The organism is Adonisia turfae CCMR0081, assembly GCF_011009555.1.
GTDB classification, from domain to species: Bacteria; Cyanobacteriota; Cyanobacteriia; order Phormidesmidales; family Phormidesmidaceae; genus Leptothoe; species Leptothoe turfae.
In genome coordinates, this window is sequence record NZ_QXHD01000004.1 from 4444983 (window position 1) to 4464678 (window position 19696).

Below are 19696 nucleotides of genomic sequence, written 5' to 3' on the forward strand. Positions count from 1 at the left end.
ATATAGCTTATTTTTATTACAATGACAGTAGACAGGTTCATGATTCATCACATGATTTATCACTGATGTTCTGTTGTACGCAAAAAATCTCTACCAGTAACAAAATACACTTAACAACACCAGAAAATTACGTAATCTCAGCCTTTAAAATACGCAAATTCATTACGATTTGTAATATCGTCGATCTAAATCAATGGATTATTTACATATTTTAGGCGTTTACCTGGTTTCTTTAAAAGTCGAGTGAAACAGCCTGAATACGATACCGATATCGATCGAAGCAGCAAGCTATTTTAAGAGTAGTTTCAGATTTTTCAGATTTTTCAGATTTACTGGCATTACAGCCAAAGTTAGAATCTCCAAACCAAAACAATCACAGTGACAAGCTTAGTAACAACTTCATACCCTCAATCGTAAATAGATTTTTAAGGATTCATCCTACCTCAGACCTACACATTCGCTAAGTGCCGATGCACAAACTGCACACAAATCGACCCTTCACCCACACCCGATGCCACCCGCTTCACCGACCCATGGCGTACATCACCCACCGCAAAAATCCCCGGAACATTCGTCTCCAACAAAAATCGATCGCGCTCTAACGGCCAGAGCGCACCATTGGGAATATCCGCCCCACTATAAATAAAGCCACGCTCATCCCGCTGTACCACATCATCGAGCCAGCCTGTGCTCGGTGTTGCCCCAATAAAGATAAACAGCGAATTGGTCTTAAACGTTTTCACCTCTCCTGTTTGAGAATCTTTCACCAAAATCCCTTCTAGTCGATCACCGCCCTTAGCCTCCACCACACTGTGAAACGGCATCACCTCAATATTGTCAGTGCCTGCTATCTGGTCAATCAAATACTGCGACATGCTCTTTGTCAGCGACTCACCCCGCACTAACATCCGCACCTTGCGGGCATACTTCGAGAAATACATGGCTGCCTGCCCTGCTGAGTTGGCACCGCCCACCACATACACATCCTCATCCTTGCAGGCAGCCGCCTCTGTTTGGGCCGCACCGTAGTAAACGCCTGCCCCCGTAAACTGCTCTACACCAGGTACTGATAGCCGACGCCATGACACCCCCATGGCTAAGATCAGAGCATGGCAACTAATCTCACTACCATCCGATAGGGTCACAATCCGATAATTGTCTTCCAACCGAATCCCCGTTACTTCCTGAGGCGTTAAAATCTCCACCCCAAAACGTTTTGCCTGGGTGACTGCGCGTCGAGCTAAATCGCTTCCACTAAGTCCCACCGGAAAGCCTAAATAGTTTTCAATCCGAGAGCTTGTCCCCGCCTGTCCGCCAGGAGCTTCTCGCTCAATCATCACGGTCCGCAGCCCTTCTGAAGCACCGTACACTGCAGCAGCTAACCCTGCCGGACCACCACCGACGATCACCAAGTCATAAAATGGATTCGCCGCTTCAGTCTGCATCCCCACCTGCTGCGCCAGGTCAGTCGTACTAGGCTTTACCAGTTTCTCACCGCTGGGCAGCAGCACCAGCGGCAAGCAGGGGTTATCCTTCTCGCCGGCATAGGTCACTAGCTGCCGCGCTTCTTGGTTCGACTCAATATCTAGCCAACGATAGGGCACTTGATTCCGCGAGAGAAAATCCCGCAGCGCATGGGAATCTGGTGACCAGCGATCGCTAATTACCTTTACCCCTTGAAATACTGGCTTAAATGTTGCCTGCCAATCGTGCAGCAGATCATCTAATACTGGGTAAAGTTTTTCTTCTGGCGGGTCCCAAGGCTTTAGTAGATAATAATCTAGTTGGGCCATATTGATGGCATCGATCGCTGCATTCGTGTCTGCATAGGCTGTCAATAATGCTCGCTTAGCAGCAGGAAAGATGTCTGAGCCCTGGTTCAAAAACTCGACACCGCTCATGCCCGGCATACGTTGATCTGCCAAAAATAACGCCACAGTATTGCCACGCAACTTTAACTGCTGGGCAGCTTCTAGGGCTGTTGCACCTGAGTCGGCCCGTACAATGCGAAAGCGATCCCCATATTGTTTGCGCAGATCGCGGGCAATAGTCTGTAGCACAGCAGGATCATCGTCAATGGTCAGAATGACAGGCTTATCCATGGGGCAAAGAAGGCTAACTTATTTCTCGCATTCTTACAAATTCTAAGCCCTGTTGACATGAGAATTGCCAATGGCATGGGCTCAAGATTTTCATTTTGATGGAGGTTTTGCGCCTCAAATCATTAGAACAGCCGGTATATCCTTAAAAAGCTAAGCCTTACAATGTCTCAGTTATATTTATGCTTGAGTCGATAATTCGCAAAAATTTTGACCAGGCAGCAACGCACTATGATCTTATGGTCTTGTTTAAACTTGTCTTTTTATACTTTGCAACCAGGCTTCTATGAATACGGCTAAACAATTTGAAGAGCAAGGTCATGTCATTCTGCCTAGATTCTTTAATCCGGAGGAGATTGATCAACTTACTCGTATCATTGACCGCATCTACAGTCAGTGGCAGGAGGAAAATCATGATGCTCTGATTGAGCAGAAACTCATCAATATGCACTCGCTGACTAACCCTAGATATTTTCAAGGTTGCAGTCATAAAAGAACTGAGTTCTTCGAACTACTCTTACCAAGTAAACTCACGAATAGATTAGAGAGTATCTTCAAGACAGATATTTATTTTCACAATACACAACTCTTTTTTAACCCCCACGACAAGGAAAAACGACCCTACTGGCATCGTGATCTGCAATACAGCCCCATTGATGATAATGTGCAAGCCGCTGAACATAACAATATGCTTAGTCTCCATGTGAGAATTCCCCTTGTTGCAGAAAAAGGAGTAGAGCTCATACCTGAAACCCACAAACGTTGGGACACCGAACTAGAAAGAAACGTACGCTTCGAGCAAAATGGCCATAGAAATTATGAATCCCTGCCTGGCTCTGTCTTAATTGAACTTGAACCAGGGGATGTACTGATTTTTAGCGCTCAAATAATTCATCGAGGCAACTATGCTCTAAATCCTACCCGCAAAGCGCTAGACCTTTGTGTAGGCAAACCTCACCCTTTAGTCGAAAGTTTTCTAGACCCAACAGATCTACCGACTGACGAAGAAATCAAACATATCCAGAATAGTAATTGGTATGATCTGGCACGAAACATTGTACCCTCCCACAACTAGCAATAGATTCGGAGTGACACCCTGTGAGGCCAGCAGTTGTTGATAACGTTTAGGTGTAACTCCCAAGGTTTTTTGGAAAACAGTAGTATCTACAAATCTTCTCAGCACCGATCTATGACCCACTTTCCCAAACAGCTACGTGCTTTACCTAAATTCGATGGCCCATTTGATGCCTATAAACTCATGGCCCAAAACTGCGATGTTCTCTTTGCCACCTATCCCGCTGGAACAGAAATCTCACCCCACCATCACAATACCGACAATGTTGGCGTCATTACCCAAGGCGAACTTATTCTGATTATAAATGGTAAAGAGAGTCATTATCAGCCAGGTGATTGGTATCACGTTCCCGCCCAAGCAGTCCATGCGGCAAGGTTCGAACAAGAAACCTCAGAAATTGAATTCTGGTTCAGAGCAGATTAGATAGAGAATTTTCAGTAAAGACACATTCAGTTATCCACCACTCTTAAATCCCCAAACATTGGAGGGCTTTCAGGTTTGCCTAAGGATTAGGTAAACAAAAAGAATTACGTTATGAGAGTCTGGTCAATCGCTGCAAATATCGGAGGGCATCCACAAGGGAGTGCCCCTATGAGGTGATCCAAATTAATTAATCCAACTCACATCTTGCACCTGGCGTGGTGGCGATAACCCACCGTGGACTCAAAGTCGCACGGCTAATTGGATCAAAACCCTCTAAAGGGGTTAAAGAATCGCTGAAAGCCTATATTTAGGGCATCATAGCCAACGTTGTCGCTTTAGCAGACAGCCCTCAATTAGCGTTGGGTTTTGAACCCAACGTGGGTTTTAGCCTCACAATCGACTTAGTGCAAGATCTCAGTACAACCTCCAATCACCACCTACTCTACACTGAGCAAAACCCCTTGCCCCTCTATGAACCAAAAACTCACCCAAGGCCCCGTCGGCAAACAACTCATTACCCTCACTATCCCCATGGTCTGGGGCGTCTTCGCCATCATCGCCTTTAACCTTGTCGACACCTACTTCGTCGGCCAACTCGGCACCGCTCAGCTGGCTGCCATGAGCTTCACCTTCCCCGTTGTCATGACCTTCGGCAGTCTCGCCATGGGCCTTGGTGTTGGTGCATCTTCCGTCATCGCTCGTGCCATTGGCGAAGGCGACATGAGTCGAGTCCAACGCTTCACTACCAATAGCCTTACCCTTGCCGTCACTGCCGTCATCCTCTTCGTCAGTCTGGGTCTATTCACCATCAACCCACTTTTCAAAGCCCTTGGTGCAGGTCCTGATGTTCTCCCCTACATCCGTGACTACATGCGCATCTGGTACTTTGGCATGGTCTTCCTGGTTGTACCTATGGTTGGTAACAGCGCTATCCGTGCCGCAGGCAACACCCTGACGCCGAGTATCATCATGACCCTGTCCGCCGCCGTCAACATCATTCTCGACCCGCTATTAATCACGGGTGCCCTCGGCTTCCCCCGCCTCGAAATCCAAGGCGCAGCCCTCGCCACGGTTATTGCCCGTGCCACCACTTTAGTCGCCGCCTTGCTCGTTCTTCGCTTTAAAGAGAATCTTCTCTCTGCCCAATTCCCAGATATCAACGAAACCCTCTGGTGCTGGAAAGACATTCTCACAGTCGGTCTCCCAGCGGCAGCCTCCAGTATGATCAACCCCATCTCCATCGGAGTGATTACCAGTTTTCTCGCCATCCACGGTCCTGCAGCTGTTGCCGGATTTGGTGTGGCCTCAAGACTGGAAGCCTTTGCCCTCATTACCGTTATGGCCCTATCCGCCAGCATGGGACCTTTTGTGGGTCAAAATTGGGGAGCACAAGAGTTTGGCCGAGTCCGCCTTGCCCTGCGCCAAAGCTTTTTATTCTGCATGGGCTGGGGATTATTTATGGCCATAGGTCTAGGACTGGGCGGACGCCTTCTTTCGGGCTTGTTTAATCAAGATCCCAGTGTAATTGCCGTGGCCACCCAGTATCTATGGCTAGTTCCCATCAGCTATGGTACCGCAGGCATCATTCAGGTTAGCAGTTCTGCGTTTAACGCCATGGGTAAACCGGTGCCATCCATTATTATGACCATTACTCGGATGTTTGTGCTGTATATTCCATTGGCCTACCTAGGTAGCCGTATCGCTGGCCCTATAGGAATTTTTGTTGCTGCGCTGGTGTCCAATTTAGCCGTGGGAATAGGAGCCTATTGCTGGAATCGTAAGCTGTGCTTTAAACCAGCAACGATTCAGGCCACACCTCAAGAAGCTTTGAATCAGTAGTGCAAAAGCTCAAAAATTAAACCTTCATAGGCAATCCGTCCCAAAGGCGATCTGGAAGCTGAGCGATAGCTCGCTGAAATGGCTTGGGGTCATCTAAACCACGAGACAAAATCAATGATCCTTGGATGGTCATTACGGCATCTTCACCTCGCTGCTGGGCCAGGTCTGGATCTAAGCCAGCTTCGATTAAGACTGATGCGATCGCATCCACCAACGTCTGCAAGCGATCCTTAATCGCTTCATGAAACATATCCCGCGATGCCCCCAGCGTCAGCGATGCCAGCAAACAAGGCTGTTCACCGGCCTCATATAAGGCAGAGATGCGATCGCACATCCCCCTTAACCGCTCCAACGGCTCGCCATCCCCTTGCAGCGGGGCCACAATATTGTCCGCCATCCATCTACCCGAATAGGCCAACGTCTCCCGTACCATCTCCGCTTTCCCACCTGGAAAATGATGATACAAACTTGCCTTACCGAGACCCGTCGCCTCAGCAATGTTCGCCAAACTCACCCCGTCATAACCATGACGACGAAATAACCGAAATAGCACTGGCAAATAGGGTTCACGCGCCACAAACAACCACCAAACTTACAGTCTTGAGCCTTCCCAAAAGGGATCAACCTTACGGCCACCTTTAAAAGAGAATCATCTTTATTGACATTGTACCGTTCGTTCGGTATAAATTAACCAGACCGATCGTTCGGTTCAATATTAAATCATTTAAGGTCTCAACCCATGCCAAAACTTTATGGTCATCCCATGTCCGGCAACAGCTACAAAGTCAAACTGTTCTTGAACCTCCTAGGGATAGACCACGATTGGGTCACCGTAGACCTGCTAAAAGGTGAACACAAACAGCCAGAATTCTTAAAACTCAACCCCTTTGGCCAGGTACCTGTACTCACCGATGGCGACGTTGTTCTAGCTGATGCCCAAGGTTCACTGGTTTATTTAGCCCGTAAATATGACAACAATGGGGCATGGCTACCAACGGAACCATTGGCCATGGCCGAAGTGATTCGCTGGCTCTCCATCACGACGGGGGAAGTACGCCAAGGTCCAGAGTCAGCCCGTCTATACCATTTGTTTGGTGCTAACACCATTAACATTGAGCGCGCAACCGAAAAAGCAACATTTATTCTCAACCAGCTCGATCAGCATCTGAGCGACCATAATTGGTTGGTTGGTAGTACGCCTACTATTGCTGATGTTGCCGTCTTTCCCTATGTTGCCCTTTCGCCCGATGGCAAAATTGACCTCTCGCCCTATCCCCATGTGTTGTCCTGGATTAAACGAGTCAAACAGCTCCCTGGTTTCGTAGGCATGCGAGGAATCGAAACTCTTGCAGTGACTGCCTAGTGAAAAACAAATCTTATAGGGACGTTGCATGTAACATCCCTATAAGATTCGTGAAACCCTAAATATTCTCAAATCTTCCCCCCCTAAACTCATGCCCAGCAAATTCGCCGACATTGCCTTCACCCCTGCCGTCAAAGCCGCCCAAACCCAGCGAGGTTCTCGAGAAACCTACGAACGCTACACCGCCAAAGCCCCGCCAAATGACACAATCACGCCGGAGTTGGCTGAGTTTATCACTCAGATGGATGGTGGCTATCTAGGCACCATCGGTTCTAACGGCTATCCCTATATACAATTTCGCGGGGGACCACCTGGCTTTCTCAAAGTACTAGACAATAAGACCATTGGCTTCGCTGATTTCTCCGGCAATGTGCAGTACATCACGGTGGGTAATCTGTCTGAAAACGATAAATCTTTTCTCTTTTTGATGGACTATCGACATCGCCGTCGGTTCAAACTGTGGGGTCGTGCCCACTATGTCGAAAATGATCCTGAATTAATTGAACAACTCCACATGCCAGGGTACCCAGCGAAGATCGAACGTGCAGTCTTATTCACCCTTGAAGCATTTAGCCAGAATTGCCCTCAACATATTCCCGTACGCTATTCTGAGCAAGACCTTCAGGAGGCAATTGAGGCAGCTACAGCGCCCCTACAGGCAAAAATTATCGCGTTAGAAAATCGTCTTCAAGGTTAATCTCTCTTCTCGTGTAGGGACGTTCCATGGCACATCCCTACACGAGATAATTTTTCATTCAATAATTCCTAACTCTTTAGCCTAAAAACTGTTCGACCATTCCCATGATCACAACGCCAGTCAACAACCCAACCGAACCGCTGCTTTTTAGGGTCTTCAAGTTTAACTCAGGCAATAGCTCATGGAATACAACAAACAGCATGGAACCTGCCGCTAATGCCATGCCCATGGGGGCGATCGCACGCCCCCCATCGACCAGTGTTACTCCCAACCATCCTCCTAAGGGTTCTAACCAGCCAGATAGGGTAGCAAACAGCAGCGATAAACCGATGCCATAGCCTAACTGACGCAAAGCTAGCGCTACCATCAAGCCTTCAGGCAAATTTTGCACAGCCACACCAATGGCAATGCTCGCATCATGGGTAGACGCTGCCCCCAAACCCACTGCCAAGCCCTCTGGAAAATGGTGTAGAGCAATAGCCAACACAAACAGCCACAGGTGTCGCCCATGGCCTGGCTGTGTCAGCTCTGGCTGAGGCAATACACGGTCTAAACCATAGAAAATCGCAACACCAATAATGACGGCAGCCACAATTTCTCCTGTGCCTGTGCCATAGCCAGCCGACTGCCCCGCCAACTGCACAGCCGGTATCAATAACGAGAATGCTGCCGCTGAGAGCATCACCCCACTCCCCATACTCAGCAACAGAGTCTGCCAACGATCACTTAACTGAGACGTAAACAGTATGGGTACCGCACCCACACCTGTGCCAAAACTGGCTAACACACTAGATGTAACCCCGTCAGACATCACATCCGACGCGACACTAGACCAGGATTGAGAGAGCTGTTCCATAGAAAACCTCCGACAGAAAATCTCCGACTCAGGACTCCATACTAACTCAAACTCATTATGAGTACGGGTGAGTTAAATCACACAAGCACCGATCTTTAAAGATGTGCAGTTCTATACGACAAAGATCTAAGTGTTTTCAGGGATATTACGGTTCTTAGAAACGACACATCATGTGGAAACTTTACGCAAAATGGTGTCTATCTCCGTGAAAAAACCCAAGGATTCATCGAGATATCTCGCTTAATTTAGTAATGTACTGAGTAACATTTACTACCCATGAATACAAGTTCGGTTGCATCCCATGTAGTCATTCGTCTACCCAGTCGTGTGGATAGTTTTATCTCACCGTTTTTTGAGCAAGATTTGAAACAGAAGCTTCAGCCTGGCGTCACCATCATCATCGACATGGCAAAGACTAAGTTTCTCGAACCTGCGGCAGCATCTGTATTTTGGGCAGGAATTATACAATCTCGCAAAGAAGGAGCCAAAATTATTGCTAGGGACATGAATGAGCAGGTCAAGCTTGTTTTAGAACGATCCGGCCTACTGCACCATTTACAGGAATTGTAAATGGCAGCTAAATGCCAAACGATAGAACAATACGCCTTGATCGTCCATGCCCGCACTCACGATGCCCTAACTTAATTATCGGCTTTGACGCTACACTGTGACGCCGCGATATTATAGTTAGTCGGAAAGAGTTGGTGCTGCGGTTGCGGGCTAAGGACTTAGCAAAGCCCTTAGCTTGAGGAAAGTCCGGGCTCCTGAAAGGTCAGGCTTGCTGGGTAATTCCCAGTGCGGGTGACCGTGAGGATAGTGCCACAGAAACATACCGCCAATGGAAAGGCGGAAGGCGGAAGGTGAAAGGCGGAATTTAAATTCATCCTTCATTCTTCATCCTTCATCCTTTTACAGGTAAGGGTGCAAAGGTGCGGTAAGAGCGCACCAGCAGCATCGAGAGGTGCTGGCTCGGTAAACCCCGGCTAGGAGCAAGGTCGCAGGGGTCATGGTTGACCTTTTTCCAGCCCCGCTTTTGGTGTACCGCTAGAGGCAACTGGTAACAGTCGTCCCAGATAGATAACCGCCCGTTGATGTTCGCATCAGCGAGAACAGAACCCGGCTTACGGCTGACTCTTTCCATTTTTTTGAGCATAGGAGGGTGGGGCAAGTCCACCAAATAACAGTGAATGCTAAGTGGCCACAGGGCAGTAGACAGCAATCAGTCAGCAATCAAGGATGATCCACGACGACAACAAGAGTTATCACAATTTGTAGCAAAGTTAGGGGTAACGGATCCTACGGCAGTGCGTTGGGACCTGCTGCATCAGGCCCTGATAGATATTTCTCGCTCAGCAGATCAAAATAATGAAGTGCTGGAGTTTCTAGGTGATGCAGCCCTAAGGCTAGCTGCCGCAGAATTTTTGCAAGCAACCTACCCCCACATGTCGGTGGGAGAAATGGCAGCAGTGAGATCGCAACTTGTCAGCGACCGCACGTTGGCAGTTTTGGCCAGAGACTACAACTTTGGGCGCTACCTACATATATCGTCTAGTGCCGCTGGGGACCAGGCCGGCAGAAGTTCACGGCTGGCAGACGCATTTGAAGCTGTCTTGGGCGCACTCTACCTGAGCACCCAAGATCTCAGCCTGATTCATCCCTGGCTTGATCGTCAGTTTGAGCGGCTTACCCAAACCATCAAAAACGACCCAGCCCGCCACAACTATAAAGCAGCCCTCCAAGAACTCACCCAGGCCCACAGTAAACAGCTGCCAGCATATACTGTCGAAGAAATTAGCCAGCGCCACGGCGATCCGGAGCGGTTTTATGCCCAGGTCCAGTATCAGGGCAAACTCTGGGGAGATGGCAAAGGTCCCTCCATTAAACAGGCAGAACAACGCGCCGCGCAGCAAGCCTATCAACAATTGGAACCCTTGATTACCGTTAACTCAAATAGCTAGTAACCCTGACTGCCACAATGGGCAAAATGGGCAGCGGACCGCTCAGCGAGGTATAGGGCAATGGATCCAGAAACAAGGCAAATCAAGCTGGCACTGATGGGAGTGGGGCGGTGGGGCACCCATCTACTGCGCAACTGTCTGGCTCATCCCCAACTTCAGGTGAGGGCGGTCGTCGATCCGTCTTCAGAACGGTTGACGACCATAGCCCAAACGTTTCACCTAGATGCCTCAGTGGCACTACTCAGGAGTTGGGAAGCGGCCTTAAACATTGACGGTTTAGAAGCTGTTGCGATCGCCACCCCCGCCACCACCCACGAGGCTATTGTCACCGCTGCCCTCAAACGTCAGCTGCATGTGCTGTGTGAAAAACCCTTGACGCTGACTGCCAATACATCTAAGGCACTTTGCCAATTAGCCCGTCAGCAAAATCGGCAGCTATTTATTGACCACACCTATCTCTTCCATCCGGCTGTTATGGCGGCCAAGGCGAATCTAAACCGTCTAGGCACTCCACGCTACGGCTATGCCGCCCGCACTAACCTGGGTCCCGTACGTCACGATGTTGATGCCCTCTGGGATCTAGCGATCCACGACATTGCTATTTTTAACCATTGGCTGGGGGATTTCCCCACACATGTGCAGGCCCAAGGTCTGAACTGGCTAAAGCGTTCAAACCAAGTGCAGCTAGCCGATGTGGTGTGGTGTCGTTTGAAATATGCCAGTGGGTTTGAAGCAACGGTACATCTATGCTGGGCCAATCCCCACAAGCAACGACAATTGACTATGGTTTGCGATCGCGGCAGCCTCATCTTTGACGAAATGCGACCTGAATCGCCCCTCACACTACAGCTAGGGCAGCTAGAAGCCGACACATTTAGTCCCATAGGCTTAAGTACAGAGTCCATCGACATTCCTAAGCAGGAGCCATTGGCCACGATGTGCGAGCATTTTGTCCAAAGTGTGCTCACCAATCAGTCATCATCCATATCTTCGGGCATCGTTGGCACTGATCTAGTCGCCATCCTAGAAGCCTTATCCAAATCCCTAAATCAAGCAGGCGCATGGATTTCTACACAGTAAAAGCAAGACAGTAAAAACAAGAGTCGTTTTGCGTTCTCAGATCTTTATTTTGAGTTGAGTTTATACCCGTTAACTCAAAACTAAACACTCCAAACTTACCCCTCTGTCTTCTGCCCCACCAGCACCTGCTCAGCAGCTTCTGTCTTATCCTTTTCAGGAGTCTCGGGTTCATCGGCTTCACCCTGGTTAGCCAAGAGCGGTAGACTCACGGTAACTGCCGTACCTTGAGCCACCCCCTCACTGTAGAGGCTAATGCTGCCCCCCATCAGTTTCATAAAGTTCTTCGAAATCGCCAGGCCTAACCCCGTCCCCTCATAGCTGCGGGTGTGACTACCGTCCACCATTACAAAAGGATGGAAAAGCTTTTGCTGATCCTTGGGATCAATGCCAATTCCAGTATCCTGAATAGTCACGCTCACGCGAGGTGCGGGCACTGGTGCAGAATCGTCATCTGGAGCATCAACCGATTGCACTATCTCAATCTTGGCCGTAATACTGCCACTGTGGGTAAATTTAACGGCGTTGTAAACGATATTCAGGAACACCTGCTTGAGCTTATCGCCATCCCCCTTCACCCAGATGGGGTCTGACTTCTCAGGACGATTCAGGGTCAAGCCCTTTTGCTGAATCTGTAGAACCTGCATATCCAGAACATCTTGAACGATGCCCCCCAAGTCCAGAGTATCTAGATCAAGACTGACGGTGCCCGATTCAATTTTGGCAATGTCCAAAATGTCGTTGATAATTTTCAGCAAATGAATGGCTGCATTATCCGCCCGTTCTAGAAATTCCAGTTCCTCTTCGCGATCATCACAGGAGCCATCGCGCACCAGACGGACACAGCCAATAATGGCATTCAGTGGTGTGCGCAATTCATGGGATGTATTCGCCAAAAACTCATTCTTAAGCTGATTGGCCATCTGGGCGTTTTCCCAAGCCTGGCGTAACTCCTGGGCTCCTCCTTCCAGACGACGCAGCATGCGTTCTAGAACTTGCCCCAAATAATCAAGTTCCCAAATACTTCGGTTCTTGGGCGCAGCCTTGACCTCAGAGGAAAGGTCCTGAACTTGCTGAGTATAGTGAATCAATCGCTCCACCGGCAATGACAGACTACGGGCCACATAAAGCGCTAACAGAGCATTGGCAGCTAGCAATCCCAGGGTCAGCAAAAATAGAATCATCCGGATTTCCCACAGCGCGTGGAGGGCTTGATCAAGCGGCGTTACCGCTAACACATTCCACGTCTGAATCTGACCGGTAGACACCGGCAGTTTGGCACCGCTGTAACCCGCTAGCCACTCGTCACCACTTTCCAGCAAACTAAACAGGTGCAGGGTGTCCGAATTCCCTACGCGAATACTGCTCATGATGCTAACAAACCGATCAGCACCATGGAGGTCATCGACCGATAGACCGACTAGGTTTGGATTGGGGTGGGTAACGACAATGCCATTGGGATCGATAATGACCGTTTTACCTACCAGAGAACGGGGATTGGTGTCTTCTAGCTGCGTAAATCCAAACTGAGCTGATAGGGTATAGCGCAGCTGCCCTTCGGGGCTATAAATAGGTGTGGCGACAATCAAATCAAGCAGGGAAGAGTGCATCCCTTGCTCTTCATTTTCCACTTCAAGGACAGTTTCTGAAACCGTCCGATTAGGGCTATCAAGGTCCACTAAATAGAAGTCTGACTTTCCCGTGGATTCCTGTTGCCAAGGCAGCTGTAACGGTGTGGGCAAGAGGGAAGACTCACAGGTACTTAACACGACATTACCGGTGCCAGCATCAGTCAGCTCTAAGCACCCAACCGTGTGGGAAGCTATTTCGGTATACTGCCTCAGGGCTCTAGAGACTTCAGGGGTCTCTCCAGTTCTCAAAGCTTGGCTATCAGCGAGCAACATCAGCTCTGATTCTACTGCTCGTATGCTGTCCCTAAGACCACTTGCCTTGTTAATAGCACTGCTGGTCAAGTTTTGGCGGGCCGTGTCCAATAGGCTTGAACGCGCCTTACGCAAGGTAATCGCCTGACCAATGAGTAGCACAGGCGTACTCAATAGCAAGATACGCAGTATCAGTAACCGGCGAAATGAAAGAGGACGCTTAGCCATAAACCGCTAACAACTTATAGGATCGTCGCTGACTTCAACAAGGAAACGTAGATAAGACATGGAGTCAAATTCGTAGATAACAACAAAAGAAAACGCTTGCCATCTTGGTCTGCCGCAGTCTAGCCAAAATGGTCCGCAGACGTCACCGTCTCATTTACTTTGATGTTATATCTACTGGTAAACCACAATGAACCAATATCAGTTTTCGCAACGACCGTACCCATGACCATCGTGTTATTACTGATACCGGTACTAACACCCACTTAGTTTATCGACTGGTCTTGTCTAGCTACCGGCTAGCAAGCCAAAAGTTGAAGTAGCACTCACATAGATGAAGCCTTATCAAAGGTAGCTTAATCCCTTGAAATTGAATATTGTCAGGCATCAGACAGGTCAGTGTCGATGCTTCAATTCGTCAATCGATCGGTCATGTTCGCTATGCTTCAGCCTCTCACAAATTGCTTCATACCGAGAAGAAGCCATCACCGCTTTTTGAATAAATGCCGCCGTTAAACCTACAGCCCTACGCCAAAACATCCAATCGTCCCTACGTCACTACTGTTTTGGCCATGAGTGCCGATGGCAAGATCAGTAATCCTCAGCGCGGTGCTGCTCGTTTTCCATCAGCCGCCGACCAGCACCATCTAGAAAAGCGATTAGCGATCGCAGATGCCACTCTATTCGGCGCTGGCACCTTACGAGCCTACGGCACCACGGCCCTGATCAAAGACGCAAAGCTCCTGGAAAAACGGCGTCAAAACACTCAACACCCCCAACCCATCCACATCGTCTGCTCCAGATCAGGCCAATTAGATCCGACTGCTAAGTTCTTTACTCAGCCAATCCCCCGTTGGTTGTTAACAACCAGCCATGGGGCAGCCAACTGGCAAGACACAGATCATTTTGAACGGCTATGGATCGCCCCTACTGTCCCCACAGGCCAAGACTTCGCTTGGGAACAAATCCTGACCAAACTCAAGGCCTTAAATATTCATCAACTAATTATCATGGGCGGCGGTCAACTCGTGGCGGCTCTGATGGCCGCTGACTTGATTGACGAACTCTGGCTCACCATTTGCCCCTTAATCATCGGCGGAGACAAGTCCCCCACCCCCTGCGACGGAGATGGATTTTCCCTAGACAATGCACCAAGATTCACCCTGATATCGCATCAAACCGTTGGGAATGAAGTGTTCTTAAACTATAAACGTCACCGCTAAGACTATTGAGTTTTGAGCTGACGTAGTTTGCCTGGTTTGAACTTGCCAAGCCGCAACTAACTAAGAACAAGGCACCAGGAACCAAGAACTTACAAAACTCAAAACTTACCCTACGCCGACTTTGCCCCATTCCCATTCCCCATCTGCCGCGCTACATTACCGTAGTGGATCAATACGCTATGCCAAGTAATGGGGAAAACCATCAATCAGCCGTTGACCGACTATACGCTGCGTTGGGTCAATCGTATGGCAGACTTACCCGCAGCCGATTGGGATAGCATGGCACAATCGATCAAGACCCCTTTCTTCGAGTGGTTTTGGCTAAATTCCATGGAGGTCTCTGGCAGTACTAAAGCTCAGACCGGTTGGCTGCCCAACCACCTGACAGTGTGGTGCAAAAATAAATTAGTGGCTGCCGCACCGCTATATCTCAAAGGCCATAGTCGCGGTGAGTTTGTATTTGACCATCAGTGGGCAGATTTAGCAGATCAGCTGGGCATTGACTACTACCCCAAGCTGCTGGGCATGTCGCCATTTACCCCTGTCGAAGGGTATCAGTTTTTAATCGCGGCTGGGGAAGATGAGACTGCACTCACCCAAGTCATGGTGGCAGCTATCGACCAGTTTTGCGTCCAGAATCAGATTTCAGGCTGCCATTTTCTCTACGCGAACCCTGACTGGCGGGCGTCAATGGAGAAGCTGGGCTTTCAAAAATGGCTACACCATAGCTATATCTGGAAAAACGAAGGCTACAGCAGCTTTGACGATTATCTAGCTCGATTTAATGCCAACCAACGCCGCAATATTAAGCGAGAACGCAAGTCTGTCGCCAAGGCTGGACTGCATTTTGAAGTGCATACTGGCAATGGCCTATCTGATACCCTGTGCAACCTGGTGTACGACTTTTACAGTGATACCTGTGACAAGTTTGGCTGGTGGGGTAGTAAATATTTAACCCGCAAGTTTTTTCAGCAGCTATATCCAGAGTTTTGCGATCGCACCGTTGTATTTGCCGCCTACAGCGACGACAGTAACGATCCCCTTGGCATGTCCTTTTGCCTGACCAAGGGAGAAAAGCTCTACGGGCGCTATTGGGGAGCTTTTGAAGAGTACAATCACCTGCACTTCAACGCCTGCTATTACGAACCTATCGACTGGGCCATCGCCAACGGCATTAAGCTATTTGACCCTGGTGCTGGAGGACGCCACAAAAAACGACGCGGTTTCCCCGCTTCCCCTAACCACAGCCTGCATAAGTTCTATCATCCCACCTTGGCCCAGGTGCTAGACAATTACATCGACCGCATTAATGTCGCCGAACAGCAGGAAATTGACGACATCAATGCAGACCTCCCCCTCAAGCCATTAAGGACGGAATAAATAAAATAGAAGCATTGCTGAGCCTCGGGATAACTTGAGGGGTGAGACACCGTCAAATCGCCATAGTGCTAGACCGGTGCATTCCCTAAATCAGCACGATCCTAGGTGAAATCAAGGGATCTGCACGGTAGAATATGGGACCCAAAGGACCCTATGGGTCCCAAAAATGTTCTCACGTTGTGAAACCGTCTCTTTACCATGGCTCTAAGTCAAGACACACGCCCATCTGCCGCCACCCTCAAAACCCTAGATAACAAACTGTCTAAACGGTTTATTGAACTCGATCCTGACGGTTATTTTTTGATCTATCTAGACACTGAGCAAGGGCTGATCTGCGCCAAGCATTTTACCAATGTCATTAACGACAAGGGCGTAGCCTGCGATCCAGACACAGGCAAACCTTTATTGGGGAAAAAGACTGAGGCCCCACGCCAGTCTTCTCGCTTATATCAGGGTCGCACCGCTAAAGAGTTGTGCATGAAAATCTTCGAAGACAAAGAAAACCCTTGCCTCATAAGCTATTTAGACCATGCTGCTTATCTTGGTCGAGAGTTTGTGCGCGCTGAAATTGCCCTGGTCAATGATGAGCCTTATGTTCAGGACTAATCCTGAACACCACTCAATTTGCCACCCACGATTTCGCGCACCCGATAAATGGGGCGTTTTTGCGATTCGTGGTAGGTGCGCATCATCAGCTCAGCTAACAGTCCTACGCTCAATAACTGAATTCCTGAAATAAATAACACCACTGCCAACATCAACAGAGGGCGATTGCCGATCTCAGCATTCAAAATAAACTTTACAAATGCTAGATAAATGCTCAGACCTAACCCGGCAAACACGGATATGGCTCCAAACGGCCCAAAGACGTGCATGGGGCGGGTCAAAAAGGTTTTCATAAAGTAAATGGTCAATAAATCTAGGGCAACTCGAAAGGTGCGACCCAGACCGTATTTACTTTGGCCAAACTGACGGGCATGGTGGCGTACGGGGACTTCACTAATACGCGCTCCCTCAATGTAAGCTAGGGCTGGCAGAAACCGATGGAGCTCACCGTAGAGGTTCATATCTTTGACCACATCGGCGCTGTAGGCTTTCAGTGAACAGCCATAGTCATGCAGCCTAACGCCGGTTACCGTGGCAATTAGCCAGTTGGCAATTTTGGATGGCAGCAGTCGAGTAATGGCATTGTCCTGCCGATCTTTACGCCAGCCGCTTACCAGATCGTAGCCTTCGTGCAGCTTTTGGTAGACCGTGGCAATATCTGCAGGCTCATTTTGCAAGTCTCCGTCCAGGGTGACGATCACCTGCCCCCTAGCGTAGTTAAATCCAGCTGCCATGGCAGGAGTCTGGCCATAGTTACGTCGTAGCAAAATCACCCGCAAATCATGGCGTTCTTTGGCCAGGGCTTTAAGTAGCTTCGCTGAACCATCCGTTGAGCCATCATCCACGCAGATCAACTCATAGGAAACCCTCATGGTCCGAACTGCGTTGGTAATTTTTTCCACCAGCAACGGAATACTGTCATATTCGTTATAAATAGGCACAACGACCGATAACTCATACCGAGTATTAACGGCAGCAATTTGACTGGGGGAGGTCACCATAGTGGGATTTGAATCCAATGGACTTAGGCAGAGCTAAACAAACACTAACATTCCCCACCACTCATTATTCGGTTTCAGAGGTCAGAATAGACGTGTTTAAGTGCCTCGATAAGCGTTAACCATGCTTTAGACGCATCACTAACTGTCCATTAGCACCGCTTGCAAAGGTCACTGTTTCGTTAAAGTTGTGCCCATGCATCACGTTTTGCCAATCTGCTGCGCGTCAGGCCCAACTGAGTGAATTTATGATGCAGCTTTTGCCTGACGAGTTACGTTCATTGCGTAGTAACTAAATAATCGACCGTAAGGGTTGCCCACCACTTTCCAGTGGTGTCCATCACTGTATTGTTGTCATCTATCCCACAGCTTTCATCTACTGGTTCATCTCAGTCTGCGCCCTTTTGACTCAGTAATAACGTAGCGCTGTGACCTGATTGATGGTATGGGGCTGTATGCAGTGCTCGTCTGTGCTGATTGTCTGTGTGCGATCGCGAGTCACGTCCTTGTTGCGATCTCAAACTCGCCAAATCTCTCTCGTCAAATCGTCTATGAGATCTTGGCAAAGTGGTAAAAGCTGTGGCTTACATCTACTTTGTTGTTTTGGAGCTAAGCTCGATGAAAGCTCAATATACTTCTGTGGCACTAGTTGCGGCTGGCATTGCCATACTTTCGACGACAACACCTGCTGCTGCCGCCAATATCTTTATTGGTAGCCGCGAATTTTCTGTTTCAACAATTTCTGGTGAGACATATGAAGATGTCTTGCCCACACTAAAAAAACAGCTCTTTTACGGGAACGAGGAACTCGCCGTAGATCTAGCAACACAGCATGCAACTAAAGGTCCCCTGTTCGCACATCTATTTGGTGAGCGCTTCGTTGGCCTCGATTTCATTGGAATCAAGTATGATCCTGCCTTTGTTGCCACCATTCCTCCCGAGTTTCGAGACTACGGAGACGAGGTATATCAAGAGGTTGTGTTTGCCGCTTCTTGCGATCGCCCTGATTTCTACGAATGTATACCCACCCCCTTTGACATATCTGATGTTCAGTTTGCCGTACTCCAACAGGTTCCTACACCGGCTCTACTGCCGAGCTTAATTGGACTAGGGCTGGCGGCTATTCGCAAGCGGAAGCAATCCATCGAAGCTTAGGACTATAGCTGGTCTAGTGTGCCTATAACAGGCGCACTAGACAACAACTGAGCATATTAACCAAATGCCTAACAATCAAACAAAGACGAAGACAATATCCTGAGCCATTGGACCGATGTCAGCGACCGATGTCAGCGACCGATGCCAGCGACCGATGCCAGCGTTAGAAGACTTTATTCCACTCGTACACTTCGTACTCGGTCCAAATACCATTAACCCAATAAGGATCATTCTCCACTAGCTGCCGAACTATGGCCTCATCATCAGCTTCATAGGTACCGAACACTTTACTGTTATCGGTTGTTGGCCCCAACGAGGTCAACACGCCCTTTTCTTTTTGTGCTTGCAGTCCAGCGAGATGATCTGCACGATAAGGGGTGCGTTTCTCCAGAGCATTCTCACAGTAGCTCCCCCACATCACAAACTTGGCCATGGCTCTTTACTCCTGCTATCTGTTCACTAGCACAATAGACAGAATACAAGACCATCGCCTCAGGCCTTCACTTCACGAGTAGCCTGCGTATCCAAACTAGCCCCTAGCTTATCGGCAATGCCCTCAACCCAGCTTTCATCCTGTTTAGTGTAGCTGCGAGGCGCATTGGCCCCCAAAACCAGTACCCCCTTTTCCCCCATGGGTTGGCAAATTATTCCTTGGGTGTTTTCAGGCAAATAATTGAATTCAACCTTACCAGGATAAAGTTTAAGATTCACCAAATAAACCGGCTGTTTTCTAGTCAGCGTACGCTCCATAATGGGGCCAACTTCAACCTCTTTATTGGGACCAAGAATACCGCGCCGCATCAATGTCTGACCATCGTAGTAAGCCACCAACGAACGAG

General features: G+C 48.9%; 19 protein-coding genes and 1 other RNA gene. 13 read left to right on the forward strand and 7 right to left on the reverse strand.

What is annotated here, in order from left to right:
• Positions 1–449: 449 nt before the first annotated feature.
• On the reverse strand, positions 450–2102 hold the full coding sequence (locus DXZ20_RS23115) for an FAD-dependent oxidoreductase (protein ID WP_163701108.1): 1653 nt from the start codon (positions 2100–2102) through the stop codon (positions 450–452).
• Between the two features lie 283 nt (positions 2103–2385).
• On the opposite strand from DXZ20_RS23115, the gene DXZ20_RS23120 reads away from it, so the two are divergent.
• From DXZ20_RS23120 to DXZ20_RS23130, 3 genes are all read left to right on the forward strand, one after another.
• Positions 2386–3174 carry a phytanoyl-CoA dioxygenase family protein gene (locus DXZ20_RS23120; protein ID WP_163701110.1) on the forward strand — a complete coding sequence of 263 codons (789 nt, stop codon included), beginning with the start codon at positions 2386–2388 and terminating at the stop codon, positions 3172–3174.
• Between the two features lie 114 nt (positions 3175–3288).
• Positions 3289–3597: a cupin domain-containing protein gene (locus DXZ20_RS23125; protein ID WP_163669415.1), complete on the forward strand. Its 309-nt coding sequence runs from the start codon at positions 3289–3291 to the stop codon at positions 3595–3597.
• A gap of 471 nt (positions 3598–4068) precedes the next feature.
• A complete protein-coding gene (locus DXZ20_RS23130; RefSeq protein WP_163701113.1) occupies positions 4069–5436 on the forward strand; it encodes an MATE family efflux transporter in 1368 nt (455 codons plus the stop codon).
• 16 nt (positions 5437–5452) lie between these two features.
• Here DXZ20_RS23130 and DXZ20_RS23135 read toward each other — a convergent pair whose 3' ends face one another.
• The gene (locus tag DXZ20_RS23135) at positions 5453–6013 is read right to left on the reverse strand and encodes a TetR family transcriptional regulator (protein WP_163669411.1); all 561 of its coding nucleotides are present in this window, start codon (positions 6011–6013) and stop codon (positions 5453–5455) included.
• Between the two features lie 162 nt (positions 6014–6175).
• On the opposite strand from DXZ20_RS23135, the gene DXZ20_RS23140 reads away from it, so the two are divergent.
• Together DXZ20_RS23140 and DXZ20_RS23145 are read left to right on the forward strand one after the other, a co-directional pair.
• Positions 6176–6799: a glutathione S-transferase family protein gene (locus DXZ20_RS23140; RefSeq protein ID WP_163701116.1), complete on the forward strand. Its 624-nt coding sequence runs from the start codon at positions 6176–6178 to the stop codon at positions 6797–6799.
• A gap of 91 nt (positions 6800–6890) precedes the next feature.
• Positions 6891–7496: a pyridoxamine 5'-phosphate oxidase family protein gene (locus DXZ20_RS23145; RefSeq protein ID WP_163701119.1), complete on the forward strand. Its 606-nt coding sequence runs from the start codon at positions 6891–6893 to the stop codon at positions 7494–7496.
• Positions 7497–7572: 76 nt separating this feature from the next.
• On the opposite strand, the gene DXZ20_RS23150 is transcribed toward DXZ20_RS23145, so the two are convergent.
• Positions 7573–8352 carry a ZIP family metal transporter gene (locus DXZ20_RS23150; protein WP_163701122.1) on the reverse strand — a complete coding sequence of 260 codons (780 nt, stop codon included), beginning with the start codon at positions 8350–8352 and terminating at the stop codon, positions 7573–7575.
• A 276-nt stretch (positions 8353–8628) separates the two neighbouring features.
• Here DXZ20_RS23150 and DXZ20_RS23155 point away from each other — a divergent pair, with 276 nt between their 5' ends.
• From DXZ20_RS23155 to DXZ20_RS23170, 4 genes are all read left to right on the forward strand, one after another.
• Positions 8629–8922 (forward strand): STAS domain-containing protein, encoded by a 294-nt coding sequence (locus DXZ20_RS23155; protein ID WP_036018518.1) that lies wholly within the window; start codon positions 8629–8631, stop codon positions 8920–8922.
• A gap of 126 nt (positions 8923–9048) precedes the next feature.
• An RNA gene (gene rnpB, locus DXZ20_RS23160) (RNase P RNA component class A) lies at positions 9049–9492 on the forward strand.
• Between the two features lie 47 nt (positions 9493–9539).
• Positions 9540–10310: a ribonuclease III gene (gene rnc / locus DXZ20_RS23165; protein WP_163669403.1), complete on the forward strand. Its 771-nt coding sequence runs from the start codon at positions 9540–9542 to the stop codon at positions 10308–10310.
• Between the two features lie 60 nt (positions 10311–10370).
• The gene (locus DXZ20_RS23170; RefSeq protein ID WP_250565890.1) at positions 10371–11390 is read left to right on the forward strand and encodes a Gfo/Idh/MocA family protein; all 1020 of its coding nucleotides are present in this window, start codon (positions 10371–10373) and stop codon (positions 11388–11390) included.
• A 95-nt stretch (positions 11391–11485) separates the two neighbouring features.
• Here DXZ20_RS23170 and DXZ20_RS23175 read toward each other — a convergent pair whose 3' ends face one another.
• On the reverse strand, positions 11486–13498 hold the full coding sequence (locus tag DXZ20_RS23175) for a sensor histidine kinase (RefSeq protein ID WP_163669401.1): 2013 nt from the start codon (positions 13496–13498) through the stop codon (positions 11486–11488).
• 500 nt (positions 13499–13998) lie between these two features.
• Between DXZ20_RS23175 and DXZ20_RS23180 the strand changes: the two genes are divergently transcribed.
• The 3 genes from DXZ20_RS23180 (at position 13999) to DXZ20_RS23190 (ending at position 16704) form a co-directional block, all read left to right on the forward strand.
• Entirely contained in the window at positions 13999–14718 is a 720-nt protein-coding gene (locus DXZ20_RS23180; RefSeq protein ID WP_163701126.1) for a RibD family protein, read from the forward strand.
• Between the two features lie 189 nt (positions 14719–14907).
• The gene (locus DXZ20_RS23185) at positions 14908–16098 is read left to right on the forward strand and encodes a GNAT family N-acetyltransferase (RefSeq protein ID WP_163701128.1); all 1191 of its coding nucleotides are present in this window, start codon (positions 14908–14910) and stop codon (positions 16096–16098) included.
• Positions 16099–16296: 198 nt separating this feature from the next.
• Positions 16297–16704: a DUF4346 domain-containing protein gene (locus DXZ20_RS23190; protein ID WP_163701131.1), complete on the forward strand. Its 408-nt coding sequence runs from the start codon at positions 16297–16299 to the stop codon at positions 16702–16704.
• Here the strand turns inward: DXZ20_RS23190 and DXZ20_RS23195 are convergent.
• On the reverse strand, positions 16701–17705 hold the full coding sequence (locus DXZ20_RS23195; protein ID WP_163701134.1) for a glycosyltransferase family 2 protein: 1005 nt from the start codon (positions 17703–17705) through the stop codon (positions 16701–16703). The two genes, DXZ20_RS23190 and DXZ20_RS23195, sit on opposite strands and share 4 nt — an antisense overlap.
• 615 nt (positions 17706–18320) lie before the next feature.
• Between DXZ20_RS23195 and DXZ20_RS23200 the strand changes: the two genes are divergently transcribed.
• The gene (locus DXZ20_RS23200) at positions 18321–18857 is read left to right on the forward strand and encodes a PTPA-CTERM sorting domain-containing protein (protein ID WP_163669390.1); all 537 of its coding nucleotides are present in this window, start codon (positions 18321–18323) and stop codon (positions 18855–18857) included.
• 163 nt (positions 18858–19020) lie between these two features.
• Here the strand turns inward: DXZ20_RS23200 and DXZ20_RS23205 are convergent, their stop codons facing one another.
• Both DXZ20_RS23205 and DXZ20_RS23210 read right to left on the reverse strand, forming a co-directional pair.
• Positions 19021–19290 (reverse strand): YciI family protein, encoded by a 270-nt coding sequence (locus tag DXZ20_RS23205; protein WP_006515648.1) that lies wholly within the window; start codon positions 19288–19290, stop codon positions 19021–19023.
• 59 nt (positions 19291–19349) lie between these two features.
• On the reverse strand, positions 19350–19696 hold a 347-nt coding region (locus tag DXZ20_RS23210), incomplete at its 5' end, for a cofactor assembly of complex C subunit B (protein WP_163703593.1).